This is a genomic window from Microbacterium paludicola, assembly GCF_039529675.1.
In the GTDB taxonomy this organism is placed as follows: domain Bacteria; phylum Actinomycetota; class Actinomycetes; order Actinomycetales; family Microbacteriaceae; genus Microbacterium; species Microbacterium paludicola.
On record NZ_BAAANG010000070.1, the window covers coordinates 1 to 13,172 of the forward strand.

Here is a 13,172-nt window from a genome sequence, read left to right on the forward strand (position 1 = left end):
CGCCGGCTCGGGAGCGGTCTCGACGGGCAGCTCGAGCTGAGCCGATGCCTCGGGTGCAGGTGCGGGATCCGGGGTGCCGACGGCGTCCGGGGTGGCTGCGTCATCGGTGGACGGGGCTACCGGGGAGGGCGCGGGGATCTCCGCGCTCGGGTCGGTGCCGCCCTCCTCGTCTCGGCCGAGGAGCAGGTCGAGGGGGAAGTCCCACACGCGCTGCGCCTTGCCGAGCACCCAGCGGGTCACCTGGCGCTTGCCGTCCTTGGCGGTCTCGATCCAGCCGCGGCCGGCGAAGATCGATCCGAGCGAGGTGGTCGTCTCGTTGAACCCCTCGCCGGCGTCGCGGGAGATCTTCTTGATCGCCGAGAGCGTGAGCGAGGGCACCAGGTAGACCCGGTCGTCCTTGATGACGCCGATGTGGTGCGAGGAGGGCACGTAGTTGTCCTGCGGGATGCCCATCGAGCCGGTGCTGCGGCGCTTCTGCCAGCCGAAGTTCTCGGCGTCCTGGGGCGGGTTGCCCTCGGGGTCGGTGAGGTGCCCCTGCCCGAACGACAGCGCCTCGCGGATGTAGTGCAGGGCCTGCATGCCGGCGTCGCGGCCGACGGAGTCCTGACGACGTGCTGCCTCGAGCAGCCCCGCGATGGACCACTCGTAGAACGCGTCGGCCTCCGCCTTGGAGATCACACCGCGATCGCGGAGCATCCGCAGCATGAGGCGGATGCCGTGCTCCATCGGGATCAGGCCGAGGATGAGCCGGCCCTTGATCTCGTCGGTGTGTGGGAGGACCTTCATCCGCTCTTCCCACAGCGCGTCGACGTTGTCGGGGTGGTTGGGGTCCTTGCGGGCGGCCTTGATCTCCTCGTCGATCTTGTCGCGGTGGCTGCACAGCCACTGGATCAGCGAGGCGCCCAGCAGGCCGCGCTGCTCGCGCTGCTCTTCGCTCTCGAGGTACGGGAAGATCTCGCGGGGGTTGCCGAGCTCGCCCGGCTGCATCGAGATCTCGAACAGGCGCTGCATGCCGGATCCGATGAAGGACACCTCGCCGGTGGCGATGATGGTGGCGCGGATGGGGGCGGTGTTGAAGCTCTTGCCGAGGCGTGAGCTCTTCGTCCGCGGCAGGCGTCCGAAGCTCGAGCGGGCGATGCCGGCGAACTTCTCCATCACGGCTTGCGCGTTGCCGTCGGTGGCGGTGACGTCGTCGAGCAGCGCGGTGACGTCCTTCATGGTGCTGAGCGCGCCGGCCAGGCCCAGCGCGGTGGAGGCGCCGTGGGTGGCCGACAGCGTCGCGGTGGGCGCGTTGTCGCTCATGCCCTGCGGCATCAGCTGCGGGGCGAGGAAGTGCATCGCCAGGCGGGCGGTGGCGGTCTTTCCGGATCCGGCACCACCGCAGGCGTAGGTGACCATCGGGACGCGCTTGAACACGCTGCGCCACACCACGCCGAACAGGGGTGCCATGACTCGGGCGGGTAGCTTCTGGGCCACCGGGATCACGGCCTCCTGCCACGCCTTGCGCAGCTGCTCGACGTCGTCGGTCGGGTCCGGCAGCTCGAACGTCTCGGCGCCGGCGGCGAGGGAGGTGTGCACCTCGTTGGCACCGTCGGCGGTGATCTTCTTGCCCTCGGTGATGAAGAACGGGTTGCCGTCGGGGTCGGTGCGCCAGCCGGTGGCCGTGTACACCGGGGTGCGGTAGCGGGGGCTCGGGCGGGCCTCGAACAGCGCCTTGAACGCGATCTCGCGGCCCTGCTTGCCGGTCAGGGCGAGCATGTTGTTCCAGGGCAGCGCCTCGACCCAGGTGCCCTTCTGGATCTGCTCGTTGTCCCAGGACACGATCGCGGTCTCGATGAGCTCGTGACCGTCGTCGCCGAACAGCGGCTTGCCGTCCTGGCCGCGGATCCACCGCTCGAACTTCACGGTCATCTCGTGGATCGGCTTGGTGGTGCCGCCCTCGACATCGTCGTCCTCGACATAGGTGGCCAGCACCTGGCCCCAGCCTTCCATCACGGTGTCGAAGCGGGGCTTGCCGTCGCTGTCGAACCGGATCCGCACCGTCTCGCCGTGCTTGACGCGGAAGATGGCGCGGTTGTGGCCGGGGACGACGCCGGAGTAGTCGGTGCTCTTGTCGTGTCCGTAGAAGCGGCGCTCGGCCGCGGAGACGGTGATCTCCTCGGCGAGCTCGTCGGCGACGTCGCGCACGTGTGCCGGGGCGGGGAACTCGGCGATCGCGTACGCCTCGACGACCACCGCGGCGGTGTCGCTGCGCAGCTTGCGGAACTCCTCCAGAGCGGCCGCGCCGCGGCGGCTGTAGCCCTTCGGGGAGGCCGGCACGTTGGACAGCTCGTACAGCCGCTCCCAGCGCTTGAGGGCCTCCTGCGCCCACAGGTGGCCGTTCGTGGTCGAGTCCTCGGCCTCACGGGTGACCTGTGCGATCACCTCGCGCTTGCAGACCTCGATGCGCTTGACCATCTGCCGGGCCTCGCCGGCGGCGACCATCATCTTCGCGTCGTCGACGGACAGCGGCACCAGGTCCTTGACGCCGTGTCCGGCCTCGAGGTGATCGGTCAGGTCGGCCTTGTCGACGTCGACGGCCGGCAGCCACAGCCGCACGTCGGAGGCGATCGGGGTGAGCAGCTCGTGCAGGTGGACGCCGCGCTTGTAGCCGGCGACGTCGTTGTCCATGACGACGTGCACCTCGCCGCCGGCGAACATCGCCGCCAGCGACTCGGGGAAGCTGCCGGAGCCCTGCGCGTTGGTGGTCGCGACCAGGCCGATCGCGACGGCGTTGTCGACGTCCTTCTCGCCCTCGAGCAGCCACACCGGCTTACCCGCGGCGATCGCGTCGACCACAGATCCGGCCCGGTACAGGGTGGGCTCGAAGCCCTTGGGCTTGCGGGACACGAACCGGCCCGCGGCGCTGAGGAACTGCTGCGTGAACCGCTTGTGCCGGCGACCGTCGAGGGTGGTCTCCTCGCGGTGAACCTTCTGCACCACGACACCATCAGGGCGGGCGTACTCGTAGGTGCGGACCCGCTCCCACTTCGCCTTGGAAAGGTCCTCGAGCTGGCCGTCGTCGGCCGTGTCGTCCTTGGTGATCCGCTCGGGCAGCTTCACCCGCGGGGCGCGGGGCTTCTGCGCCTTCCGGTCTCCGTCCTTGCGCTCCATCGGCTTGTCGAACAGGTCGGAGAAGGTCAGATCCAGCGCGGCGACGATGTCACGGTTGTCGCAGTCCGCGTAGCAGCGGATCAGGGTCTTCTCATCGGCCGCGTCGTACGACACGTGCAGCGACCGCTTCTTGTCGTCGTGCACCGGGCACAGCGCCAGGAAGTGGTTGCCGCGCAGCGGCGCCGGCTTGAAACCGCGGGCGTCGAGCGCGTCCCAGACGCGATCGATCGAGCGGCGCCGGTCGTCAGGAAGGCTCACAGCGCACCCCCTCGATCATCGAGGCGGCACGGAGCGATCAGCTGATAGGTCAGGCTACGCACGCGGGATTCCTCCCCCGCTGGTGCGGAGGAGACGCGCGCCACGAGCCTGAAACTGAATCAGATTCGTGAAAAAGACAGAGTTCTGCGGTAGCATCGCGAACGTACCTTCCTCGTGGATGTACACGTCACCTCCTCCGGGATGTGCGTACCGCCCCCGCCAAGGGGCCCTACAACTGAATGGCTCCGGACCAGCCGCCAAGCAAGAACCGGGCCTCACACACTTCGAAGACCTTCTCGAGCGCCAACTCGAGGAGGTCTTCCTCGTTAAGCAGACCGTGCCAGAGGCATCCCCCTCCGCACAGGGTCGGACTCGTCCTCTTCGAGGATCGAGAGCTGCTCAGCCCGTCGAGAGGCTGCATCCTCTGCGCGCTGGCGCCGTGCCTTCTCGAGCTCGTCGACGACGAAGTCGGGCACCGGAAGGCCATCGGCTTGCGCGAGGCGCATCGCGGCGTACGAGCCGACAGCGATGCCGAGCTCGGCCGCGCGCTCCGCGTAGAACCGGTGCTGGTCCATCGGGGGACGCACGTGGATCGACTTGCGATCACCTCGGCTCGGCGTGGGCATGGGGACACAGTAACGCGATGCGGATCCTGGATCGAGATCTGGTCAGCGTGTCGGCGTGTCGGTGCGTCGACGATCGGCCACGAGCTGCTCATACCCAGGTAGGTGCTCGGCCGGCACCGGATCTGACACAGGACCCCAGAAATCTTCTCAGCGATCCTGCATCGAGCTTCCCCTGCGCCTATAACAGTGATGTTCCGGAAGGTGTAAGGAGTGCAAGGGGTGTAAGACCCCAGATCAGAGGCAAAAAAATGCCTTACACCCTGGCGGTGCCCCTAGGTGTAAGTGGGGCGTCCCAGGGGTCAAATTGCACTAGTAGTGAAACGAAATCGGCCGTTCTGAGCCCTCCGAGAGGGCGCGGCGGGCACTGCGGGGCCGCGAAATTTCACTGGTAGTGAAGCTAGATTCGGGCCTCTGCGGGGCGCTGGTTTCACTGGTAGTGAAGTCAGATTTCACTAGTAGTGAAGTAGATTCGGGGCATGGTTCGAGCTCCTCGCCCTCCGGTTCTGGTTGTCGTCGGCAGTGAGACCCACTTGCGCGGCGGTGTGCCGCCGATGTCCTCGGCCGAGTTCAAGGTGCTGCGCGAGCAGCTCGGGCTGACGGCGCCGTGGGTGGCCGAGCAGCGAGGTGTCGCGGTGCGGACTGTGCGCAACTGGGAGGATCGAGGGCCGGTGCCGATTCCCGCGGCCGCGTGGCTGTTCGAGCTGCGTGATCGCTTCAACCGTGCCGTCGAGGACGAGGTGTTCCGGCTGGCGGAGTTCGACGACGATCCGCGCCGCCGTGTGACCGTGGTGCCGAGGATCGACGAGGACTCCCCCGACGAGCTGCCGGCCTCGTTCCATCGTGCTGTCGCGGCGCGTGTGCTCGCTGAGGTGCCTTCTGCTCGCATCCGCTACCCGGACGTGCCAGCGCCGGAGCCTGACAGCGACGAAGCCGCCTGACGGCCAGCGCCAGGTCAGGGGCGCCCGAGAGCCTCGCGGCGCACAGCACCGTAGTGGTCGACGTGGCCGCAGGGGTTGCGCCATCCGTCGCAGGCGAGCCGACGGGATCCGTCGTAGCTGATCGTCCGGAACACCTCACCGCGGCGCTGACCGCAGGTGGGGCATTCCCAGATCAGCTGCACACGCACGCTGCGCAGCCCCGCATGGTCGTCGACGGCGGGGATCTCCACTTCGCGGATCAGCATGTCGACGTCGGCCATCGGTCAGTCCTGCCGGCGGGTGGGGCGCTTCTTCGTGTGTGAGCGGACGACCGTGCCGTCCTTCCTCACATAGCCGGGGACGACGATCTCCCCCGCGGCCGCGGGGTTGTCTGCTGTCTGCCTGTCGCTCGAGCTCGCCGGCTGCTCTGTGGTCGCCGGCGCCGCGGCGCCGCTGGAGCTCGGGTTGTCGATGCGTCGGTGCTTGGTGACGATGAAGCGATCGCCGTCCTGCTGGAAGGTTCGCCACAGCTGCGGCTTCCCGGCCGGCTCGTCGACGTAGTACATCTGCGCGTTCACGACGAGGCCCTGCACGGGGCCGTCCTTGACCAGGTCGCCGACAGCTCGTGAGCAGGCGGAGAACCGGTCGGTCTCGACGTAGAGGACGTTCGTGACCTCCTCGGGCACGTACCGGGCGTCGTAGCCGGCGTCCTCGTCGCCCTCGTCGACGTACTTGGCGTACGCCTCGTACCAGCGGTGCTCCACGCGTGCTCGGGTGACGTCTCGCGGCCCGTCGACGGCGATGATCTCGGCGTGGACGTATCCGCTGGCCTGCAGCCCCTCGAGGCGGCTGATCAGCTTCCCCTTGGAGCCGTTGACGCCGTCGAGCACGACCCGTTCACCGCGCTGCAGCGAGCGGCGCGCAGCGCGGGCGGCCAGCCAGGAAGACTCCTCGTGCACGAGGGATGCGAACTCCCCCGGCGTGAACGTCTCGCCGGCGTCGATGCGCGCCTGGACATCTGGCGGGATGATCGCCTCGAACTCGCCCGTCTGGCGCAGCTTCGACACCAGGCGCTTCTTGAACTCGTCGGCGTCGATCGTTCGCCACAGGTGCTTCTCTTCGTCCGGCACCTTCTCTTTCAGGGCCGAGCTCTTGCCGGCACCCGGCGGCCCGCTCATGATGATGGCGCGGTTGTCCCGCGCCACGTGAGGGTTCTCGGCGAAGTACTCGTCGAGGATCTGCTTGTGCAGCTTCTGCCGCCGCATGGTCCACGTGCCGTCGACGTAGTTCTCCGGGCGCTGATGCGTGGCGGTGGGCGCTTCGGGATCGATGCTCCCACCAGGCGCGGTCAGCGCCCGGAGCGCGTCGAGATGCCGCGCGCGTGCAGCGGCGTCCACTACCTGCCCTTGACCGCGGCGAAGATCTCCTCGAACTCCTCGTCGGTCAGCAGGTCGTAGTTCATCCACGCGTCCGAGACCGCGTCGAAGCTGTTGTCGACGAACTCCCAATCGTCGTGCAGCCCCTCGGTCTTGTACGACGGGTCGTAGTCCCACGTCTTGAGCAGCTCGACGAACTGGTCGTGCGCGATCTCGCCTCGTGCGCGACGGCGCACGAGCTCCATCGCGGTCGCGGCCGGCTTCTCCTCGCCATCGGCGGGGTGCTGCTTGGCGGCATCGCGGATCAGACGCGACACCTGCGACTGGCTCTTGCCGATCGCCTCGGCGAGCTCGTCCTGGTGGATGCCCCGCTTGTTCAGCGCAAGCAGCCGAGCGGCGAAGTCGCGCGCGCTCAGCGTCGTACGGCGCTGCAGGAACTGCAGCTCACGCAGCTCCTGGTCCTTGTCCAGGGTCTTCATGATGATCCACCTCCTTCACTTCCAGGCTACCAGCCATATGCAGATATGCATATGGCTTAGTGGCGTCGTGGGCGCGGAGCAGCGAGGCGGCCGGACAGGTCGTTGACCCACAGCAGCGCTGCGGTGATCGCGAGCACCAGCAGCGTTCGGACGAGGCCGGCGAGAAGCAGCGCCCCGAGGTTCCCCAGTCCGTCCCATTGCCCGGTGACGCCCATCGTGAAGAGCGATGCGACGGCGAAGAGGGCTAGCACGACGATGTTGAGCGCGGCGATGGCGAGGAAGAGCCAGGCCATCAGGATCAGCGGGACGAAACCGGAGAACAGGCCTCGGATCGCGCGAGCGAGGATGTGGTCCACGCGATCACGGAAGGAGCGGTGCTGGACGGCGCCGGTGCAGACGATGGGGCTCATGATGCCTTCTCCAGGTCGTGGCGCTGGCGCAGCTGCGCGACGACCTCCGGGTTCTCCTGCCGCCAGAGCTCCCAGGACTCGTCCGTGAGCATCCACTGCTCCCACTCCGCGGTGTCGGGCTTGGGCGTGAAGCCGTCGTGCTCAGGGACACAGCCGAGGGCGAGGTGCTCGATGCAGAAGTACAGGCCGCAGCCGTCTTCTTCGATCTCCTCGCCGTCCTCGGTCTCGATGTAGCGGCGCTCGCACTTGAAGCCGAGGCCGCGGTTGATCTCCGTGCTGCAGGTGGGCCAGTCGCACACGGCTGGCACGCCATAGCCGGCCCACCGGCTCACGCCATGATCGTGCGCGTCACGGTCTTCGTAGACGCTGTAACCCATCGCCCATCCCCTTTCGGATCGCCGGTCTGTTGCGCGTATAGGTGATCGGAGAGCTGCCGGTCTGACAGGGGCCGGCGGCTACGCCGTCTTCGCTCGGCCGCGCGGGAGGGCCAGCGCCAGGACTCGCTCGGCTTTCCGCTGCTCGATCGTCGCCGGGTACTCCCCCTTGCGTGCTCCGCTGCGCCCGTAGAGCAGCGTCTTGAGTCCGGACATCGACACCTCCGCCGTCGCGGCGATCGTGTACAGCGCCATGCCGGCAGCCATCAGCGCGCGCACGTGCTCGCGCACGGGTTCGGCCGGAACGCGCGGTGCCTGCTCGGGGATGCCGGCCTCCCTGCGTCGACGTCGCTCCTCAGCCAGGGAGGCGTCGGCGCAGGAGATCTCGGCCGGGCATGCCTCGCGGTCGTGGCAGCCGAGCGAGTAGCCGTACGCGGAGCCGTGGATCTCGAGAGGGATCTCCTGCCGGCGCCGGTTCGCGACCCACTCGCGGTGATAGGCGCGCCCGGCCTCGATGCACTCAGGTCGGTCGCACCCGCGGGCACGGCAGGCGTTCGTTCCGTGGGGCTGCAGCACCCGCGGCCCGGTCGCCGCGGTTCCCTTCCTCGGACGGCGCGGCTTCCGCGGTGCGGCCGGCTGGTCGCCCAGCTGCGCGACCGCGGCGGCGGCCTGTTCGTACGCCGCGGTCGCGGCCGCGACGGCCGCGGGGATCGCCCCGCCCAGCGTCAGCCCGGTGCTCTCGGCGACCTTCGCCTGTGCCAGCTGCTTGTGCGCGGCCGACGCTGCCTTCCTGCGGATCGTGCGATCGCGCTTCCAGGTGGCGAGCTGGCGCACATGCTCGTCCAGCGCGGTTCGGTACTCCGCGAGCTGCTCCATCCACAGCGCTGCGGCGACCTCATCCAGCCCCTCGACGTGCTGCGCATCCAACCAGCTGTAGCCCGGGTGAAGCTTGCCGGCCTCGAGCTCAGCAGCAGGGGCGGCTGCAACCGGTGCGGGTGCGGGTTTCGGCGGTCGAGGTGCTCTGCGCGGGGCTCTCTTCGCCGCGGGCTTCGGCCGGGCAGGCTCGGCGGGCCGTGCGGGGCGGGAGGCGGATTCGCGAGCTGCGGCCTTCCTCCGCTGGCGCGCAGCAGCTCGCTCGGCAGCCTCTCGCTCGAGGATCTCCTCAAGCGAGACCCCCGCGTCGATGAGCCGTTTGAAACCCCAATCGCCGCTGTAGCGACGGTGCACGTCCCGGCAGCTGATCACCGCCGGGCAAGCCGACCCGCGGCACCCCTCGGCGTAACCGTGAGGCGTGCCGTGCGGGAACGAGTCATCCAGGATGTCGAGCGTTCTCATACCCGTATAGGCGCTCCGACGGCCCGGATTCTGACCGGCGATGTCGTCGCGGACGACTACCCTTCTCGCATCGACGGTCGACGGCGGCCGCCGGTAGGAAGGCGACACCACCGTGGCCGACGTGACGATCGACGACTACACGCTCCGCAACGCCCTCTACGGCGCCGCCCGCGACTGCGGCACCACGGCGTTCGAGCAGGGCAACTTCGAACGCGAGCACCACCACATCGGCGACGACACCGGACGCCTGGCGCTGGCCGCGCTGCGCAGCCTCGGATCGCACGACGCGATGGTCGTCGTCGTCGAGTACCTCGCGTCGATCAACCGGCACCTCGACCACGACGGCAAGGCCCCGATCCCGCTGGCGGCTGTTCTGCGCTCCCTTCCCCAGGCGCTCCCTGGTGCGAGCGAGGACGAAGTCGAGACGATCCGCCTTGCGCTCGAGGTGAACGCCGAGGACTACTGGGGCGCTCCGCTCTGATGTCTCACACCACGAAGATCAGCGCGTTGTAGAGCATGTGCGCGATGATCGCGGCCCAGAGGCTTCGCGTGGCGATCGCGACGATGCCGTAGACCGCACCCGTCACCCCGGCGGTGACCGCGTTCAGGAGCGACCAGTCGAGGTGCACCTGGCCGAAGACCGCGCTCACGATGAGCAATGCCCCAGACGCCACCACGACTCGAGCCCAACGGCTCCGGATCGTCTCGACGCTCAGCGCGAGGGCGCCGAGGAGGACGCCCCGGTAGATGATCTCCTCGGGCGCGGCCGCGTAGATCGCGAAGAACGCCGGCGGCACCCAGGGTGCCGTGCCGGCCACGGCGTCGAACCGTGCATCAGAGGCAGGGACGGACTCGGCAAGAGCGGGGACCAGGAGCAGGGCGCCCCCGATCGCCACGCTCACCAGGCCGCCGGCTACTCCCGCGACGAGCGCAACCAGCAGCCGGCGCCAGCTGATCATCGCTAAGCCGAGCACGTCCCGCAGCAGACGCACCGTCAGGTGCCGGCCGCGATCGAGCATCCACCGCACCTCATCGGATCGGCCGAGGGAACGCGGTGTCCGTGCGTACAGCGGGAGGACGGCCATCGCGGCGAAGCACACGGCGAGGAGACCTGCCCCCACGAGCACCCGCGGCGATTCGAACGGCGTGACACCGGGGAGGCTGTTGGCGATCGCGCCGCACGCGGCGCTGACAGCGAGCAGCAGAGCCGCCCACAGCAGCACCATCACCGCGACGTCGGCGGCCCGCTCGAGCATCACAGCCATGCGTCCTCGGGGTCGCGGCAGCTGCACTGCGGCATCGCTCGCGCTCATGGCGTGCACGCCGTGGTGATCGCCGCCCACACTCGCTGACCGATCGTCTGATCGTAGGAGCCGAGCACTCGCCACGCTGGGTGCCGGTCCTCGGCCAGGTACGGGATGACCCGGCGAAGATGCAGGCGGTCCTTGCGGGTGAGAGTGCTCAGCGCGAGGATGCGCGGGTTGCCGGCAGCCGCGGCGAGGACGGCGAGGTCCTCGAGGTGTCGCCCGGGGTTGCGCGAGTCGACCGCGTAGGCGGCGGCCTTGGCGATGATCGCGCCGAGCTCGTCCGGCACCTCGACGGTCACGGATCCGTCGGGCGAGGTGAGCGTGTAGGTGTCGCGGCGCTGCAGCGCCTGCGCGGCGCCGGGCGAGCGCAGCAGCGGGCGCAGCTGCCAGCGCGTGCGCGCGCGCACGTCGCGCGCGACCATCACGTCGACGACGTCCTCCTCGCCTCTGGTGAAGCGATGGATGGGGTTGCCTGGCGAGGGGTCCACGGCGGCGAAGCCGAGCCCGGTGAGAGAGCCGGCGACGTCGGAGACGGAGTTCGCGCCGATGTTCAGCAGCAGATCGATGTCGCTTGTCGGACGGGTGGCCTCGATTCCGGCGCGCAGTGCGTGCACGTGCACCATGAGTCCGCCGACGAGCGCCCAGCTGCCGGGTGGAGTCGATGCGGCGACCTCGAATGCGAGCGGCCAGGGCGGGATCTCCGCCGGCACCTCGACTACGTGAGCTCGGCCAGCCATCGGCTCCTCATCCGCTCCAGCGCCTCGAGGCCGGCCGCCCGCACCCGGGAGACCTCGCTGCGCGCCGCATCCACGGCGACCAGCGCCGGCGGTGTGCTGTCCCAGGGGAAGATCTCGTCCTCGAACCGGTAGAGCACCACCCGCGGGTTCTCGTCGTCGCGCACGAGCATGGCGTGGTCGACGAGCTCCTCGTAGGCCATTCCCTTCGGGTACCCGTGCAGCTGCCAAGCCTGCCCGGCGAGAGCGTCGCCAGCGTGGTCGACGATCTGCGCGAGCGCGTTCTCTCCCGTGAAGTGCAGATGCTCCGCGGCGAGCTCGGGGCTTCGGGTCGCGAACCGCTCCACTCTCACCGAGCGGCCCAGCGCCGCGGCGAGCTGCTCGGCTGCGCGGTGTCGCACGATCGCCTGCTGCCGCCCCGGAAGCGCGGTGCGTTCGGATAGCGCGCCGATCACCGCGCGCGCGGTGGCCGCCTTCACCGGCCGGCCGTGGCTGTGCTGCAGTCGCTCACGCTCGTCGACGGCCGCAGCGGACACGAGCCAGCTGCGATGCACCTTCTGCCCTGCGAGTTGCTTGCTCGTGAGCATGTCGACGACGCGGCGCGTGGAGACACCCAGCCGCCTCGCGGCTTCCTCGGTCGTCACGAACTGCATGTAAAAACCTTCCCTCGACGGAACATTTATACACCGCGGTCTTGGTGATCTCCAGGGGCAGGCACGAGCTTGGGGATAGGCGCGGCCGCACTCGAGCACCCCTTGCGCCGCAGGATGATGGCAATCATGAACGCGCACACCAGAGGGCCCAGCGAGGAGCAGTGGCGCTCCGACCGGATCGAGCCGACATTCGAGCTCGACGGCACCTACGGGTGGCTGCTCGACGACAGGATCGTCGTCGAGACCGAGCTCGCCTACCCGGTCGTGGGCTGGGCGGAGTGGAACGGCGACCGGCTCGCCACCTTCCACTACCCGCCCTCTTTCCAGCTCTTCAAGCTGGAGCCCGACGGAGGGCAGAGCGGCCGCCTTCGCGCGATCGAGCTGGTCTCTCGCTCGGACCCGCAGTTCATGAGCAAGCTCCGCCGCGAGCTCCCGGTCGTCTCGGCACCATGGACCGGGCGTCGCGCTCTGTCGGCCCAAGCGCAGATCCGGATCCCGCCGGTTCTGGCGGCGGTGATGGCCGAGCAGGAGGCCCTCATTCAGCGTCAGGTCGAGGAGGATGCGGCACGCCGTGCAGCCGATCCGCTGATCGGCGTGCTCGAAGAGCTCGAGGACCTCGCCATGGATGTGGTGACCGCCGAGCACTGGGCCGGCGATGCCGCAGTCGAGCAGGCCGGCAGAGCGAAGCTCACAGAGGCGATCCAGGCGCTCGATGACGCGGTCGCGAAAGAGCTGCTGGCTCGGGTGATCCTCCAGAAGGCCGACTCGGACTACGACCGGTACGACGACGAGGACGAGTACGACTGAGGGTCAGGGCCAGAGGTGCTCCGCCGGAGTCGGCAGGAGCCGGTCCGGGTAGTGGGTCTCGTGCACCAGGTCGTCGATCATGAGCGCGTAGTCGTCCGCGAACGCCTCGGCTGGGTCGATGCCGGCGCCGACAGCGTAGGCGTGCGCCTGCTCCCAGGCCCGCTCAGCCGTCGACGTGCAGGTGTGCTGTGCGGATGCCGGGATGCTCTGCATGAGGGCTCCTTTCCTCGAGCTCACCCGTATAGGTGCGCCGCGAGGGGGCCGTCTGACACCGTGCCAGTCAGGCAGCTGCGGCGGGGAGCTCGACTATGCACACGGCGAGCGGCTGCGGTAGAGGCACGTGCCGCAGCTCGCCGAGAGCCGCGTGGATCGTGCTGCGGGAGGCGTCCGCGCTCAGGTGCCCGTGGCCGGCGCCGATGAGGGGCATCGTGATCGTGGCGAACCGATGGGCGACGGCGGCCTCCACGGCGCTGTGGACGCTGAGCGCGACGCTGCGCGGCGAGGCCCGCCACAGCAGGTTCAGCCCGGCGACGTGGATGAGCGATCGAGCCGTGGTGAGCTGGCCGGCGGAGGTGACCACGGCCTCGCCGAGCTGGAGCAGGCCATGTGAGGCGAGCTCATCCCATGGGCCGGGCCCGGTCGCGGCCTGCAGCTGACCGCTGATGCCACCCGGTCGCAACCAGCGCGGCATGTAGTTGCGGTTCCACGGGTTCACGATCGCGTCTGCCGGAACGCGTAGCAGA

The 13,172-nt window shown here is 69.1% G+C and carries 16 protein-coding genes; 3 read left to right on the top strand and 13 right to left on the bottom strand.

The genetic code is table 11. From position 1 onward, the window contains the following. A partial coding sequence (locus ABD161_RS15785; RefSeq protein WP_486348028.1) for a toprim domain-containing protein occupies positions 1-3,411 on the bottom strand: 3,411 nt, incomplete at its 3' end. 326 nt (positions 3,412-3,737) lie between these two features. Beyond that, positions 3,738-4,037: a hypothetical protein gene (locus tag ABD161_RS15790; protein WP_344005162.1), complete on the bottom strand. Its 300-nt coding sequence runs from the start codon at positions 4,035-4,037 to the stop codon at positions 3,738-3,740. A gap of 476 nt (positions 4,038-4,513) precedes the next feature. Between ABD161_RS15790 and ABD161_RS15795 the strand changes: the two genes are divergently transcribed. Then, positions 4,514-4,975, top strand: a complete 462-nt coding sequence (locus ABD161_RS15795) for a hypothetical protein (protein WP_344005165.1) — start codon at positions 4,514-4,516, stop codon at positions 4,973-4,975. A 14-nt stretch (positions 4,976-4,989) separates the two neighbouring features. On the opposite strand, the gene ABD161_RS15800 is transcribed toward ABD161_RS15795, so the two are convergent. From ABD161_RS15800 to ABD161_RS15825, 6 genes are all read right to left on the bottom strand, one after another. Continuing rightward, positions 4,990-5,235 carry a hypothetical protein gene (locus ABD161_RS15800; RefSeq protein WP_344005168.1) on the bottom strand — a complete coding sequence of 82 codons (246 nt, stop codon included), beginning with the start codon at positions 5,233-5,235 and terminating at the stop codon, positions 4,990-4,992. Positions 5,236-5,238: 3 nt separating this feature from the next. Next, positions 5,239-6,351, bottom strand: coding sequence for a zeta toxin family protein (locus tag ABD161_RS15805; RefSeq protein WP_344005171.1), 1,113 nt, complete (start codon positions 6,349-6,351; stop codon positions 5,239-5,241). Beyond that, positions 6,351-6,809 (bottom strand): helix-turn-helix domain-containing protein, encoded by a 459-nt coding sequence (locus ABD161_RS15810; RefSeq protein WP_344005174.1) that lies wholly within the window; start codon positions 6,807-6,809, stop codon positions 6,351-6,353. Before ABD161_RS15810 ends, ABD161_RS15805 begins: the two co-directional genes overlap by 1 nt. Positions 6,810-6,865: 56 nt before the next feature. Then, positions 6,866-7,219, bottom strand: a complete 354-nt coding sequence (locus ABD161_RS15815) for a hypothetical protein (protein ID WP_344005177.1) — start codon at positions 7,217-7,219, stop codon at positions 6,866-6,868. Next, positions 7,216-7,551 (bottom strand): hypothetical protein, encoded by a 336-nt coding sequence (locus ABD161_RS15820; protein ID WP_344005180.1) that lies wholly within the window; start codon positions 7,549-7,551, stop codon positions 7,216-7,218. The genes ABD161_RS15815 and ABD161_RS15820 overlap by 4 nt, the downstream gene beginning before the upstream one ends. A 123-nt stretch (positions 7,552-7,674) precedes the next feature. Then, the gene (locus ABD161_RS15825) at positions 7,675-8,520 is read right to left on the bottom strand and encodes a hypothetical protein (protein ID WP_344005183.1); all 846 of its coding nucleotides are present in this window, start codon (positions 8,518-8,520) and stop codon (positions 7,675-7,677) included. A gap of 520 nt (positions 8,521-9,040) precedes the next feature. Between ABD161_RS15825 and ABD161_RS15830 the strand changes: the two genes are divergently transcribed. Continuing rightward, complete coding sequence (locus ABD161_RS15830) at positions 9,041-9,409, top strand: hypothetical protein (RefSeq protein WP_344005187.1); 369 nt, start codon at positions 9,041-9,043, stop codon at positions 9,407-9,409. 4 nt (positions 9,410-9,413) lie between these two features. On the opposite strand, the gene ABD161_RS15835 is transcribed toward ABD161_RS15830, so the two are convergent. From ABD161_RS15835 to ABD161_RS15845, 3 genes are read right to left on the bottom strand one after another with little or no spacing between them, the layout of a single operon-like run. Continuing rightward, positions 9,414-10,193: a CPBP family intramembrane glutamic endopeptidase gene (locus ABD161_RS15835; RefSeq protein WP_344005190.1), complete on the bottom strand. Its 780-nt coding sequence runs from the start codon at positions 10,191-10,193 to the stop codon at positions 9,414-9,416. 44 nt (positions 10,194-10,237) lie between these two features. Further along, positions 10,238-10,972, bottom strand: a complete 735-nt coding sequence (locus ABD161_RS15840) for a hypothetical protein (RefSeq protein WP_344005193.1) — start codon at positions 10,970-10,972, stop codon at positions 10,238-10,240. After that, positions 10,951-11,622 carry a helix-turn-helix domain-containing protein gene (locus ABD161_RS15845; protein ID WP_344005196.1) on the bottom strand — a complete coding sequence of 224 codons (672 nt, stop codon included), beginning with the start codon at positions 11,620-11,622 and terminating at the stop codon, positions 10,951-10,953. Before ABD161_RS15845 ends, ABD161_RS15840 begins: the two co-directional genes overlap by 22 nt. Before the next feature lie 126 nt (positions 11,623-11,748). Between ABD161_RS15845 and ABD161_RS15850 the strand changes: the two genes are divergently transcribed. Further along, positions 11,749-12,429, top strand: coding sequence for a hypothetical protein (locus ABD161_RS15850; protein WP_344005199.1), 681 nt, complete (start codon positions 11,749-11,751; stop codon positions 12,427-12,429). Positions 12,430-12,432: 3 nt separating this feature from the next. On the opposite strand, the gene ABD161_RS15855 is transcribed toward ABD161_RS15850, so the two are convergent. Then, the gene (locus tag ABD161_RS15855; RefSeq protein ID WP_344005202.1) at positions 12,433-12,642 is read right to left on the bottom strand and encodes a hypothetical protein; all 210 of its coding nucleotides are present in this window, start codon (positions 12,640-12,642) and stop codon (positions 12,433-12,435) included. Between the two features lie 67 nt (positions 12,643-12,709). Next, positions 12,710-13,172, bottom strand: a 463-nt coding sequence (locus ABD161_RS15860; protein ID WP_344005205.1) for a macro domain-containing protein, incomplete at its 5' end; no start/stop codon positions are given.

What these genes read in the sequence shown, in the direction of transcription:
- ABD161_RS15850 (WP_344005199.1), top strand. Translation starts at nt 11,749, where the DNA reads ATGAACGCGCACACCAGAGGGCCCAGCGAGGAGCAGTGGCGCTCCGAC.
- ABD161_RS15810 (WP_344005174.1), bottom strand. Translation starts at nt 6,809, where the DNA reads ATGAAGACCCTGGACAAGGACCAGGAGCTGCGTGAGCTGCAGTTCCTG.
- ABD161_RS15835 (WP_344005190.1), bottom strand. Translation starts at nt 10,193, where the DNA reads ATGGCTGTGATGCTCGAGCGGGCCGCCGACGTCGCGGTGATGGTGCTG.
- ABD161_RS15795 (WP_344005165.1), top strand. Translation starts at nt 4,514, where the DNA reads ATGGTTCGAGCTCCTCGCCCTCCGGTTCTGGTTGTCGTCGGCAGTGAG.
- ABD161_RS15790 (WP_344005162.1), bottom strand. Translation starts at nt 4,037, where the DNA reads ATGCCCACGCCGAGCCGAGGTGATCGCAAGTCGATCCACGTGCGTCCC.
- ABD161_RS15845 (WP_344005196.1), bottom strand. Translation starts at nt 11,622, where the DNA reads ATGCAGTTCGTGACGACCGAGGAAGCCGCGAGGCGGCTGGGTGTCTCC.
- ABD161_RS15800 (WP_344005168.1), bottom strand. Translation starts at nt 5,235, where the DNA reads ATGGCCGACGTCGACATGCTGATCCGCGAAGTGGAGATCCCCGCCGTC.
- ABD161_RS15855 (WP_344005202.1), bottom strand. Translation starts at nt 12,642, where the DNA reads ATGCAGAGCATCCCGGCATCCGCACAGCACACCTGCACGTCGACGGCT.
- ABD161_RS15815 (WP_344005177.1), bottom strand. Translation starts at nt 7,219, where the DNA reads ATGAGCCCCATCGTCTGCACCGGCGCCGTCCAGCACCGCTCCTTCCGT.
- ABD161_RS15840 (WP_344005193.1), bottom strand. Translation starts at nt 10,972, where the DNA reads ATGGCTGGCCGAGCTCACGTAGTCGAGGTGCCGGCGGAGATCCCGCCC.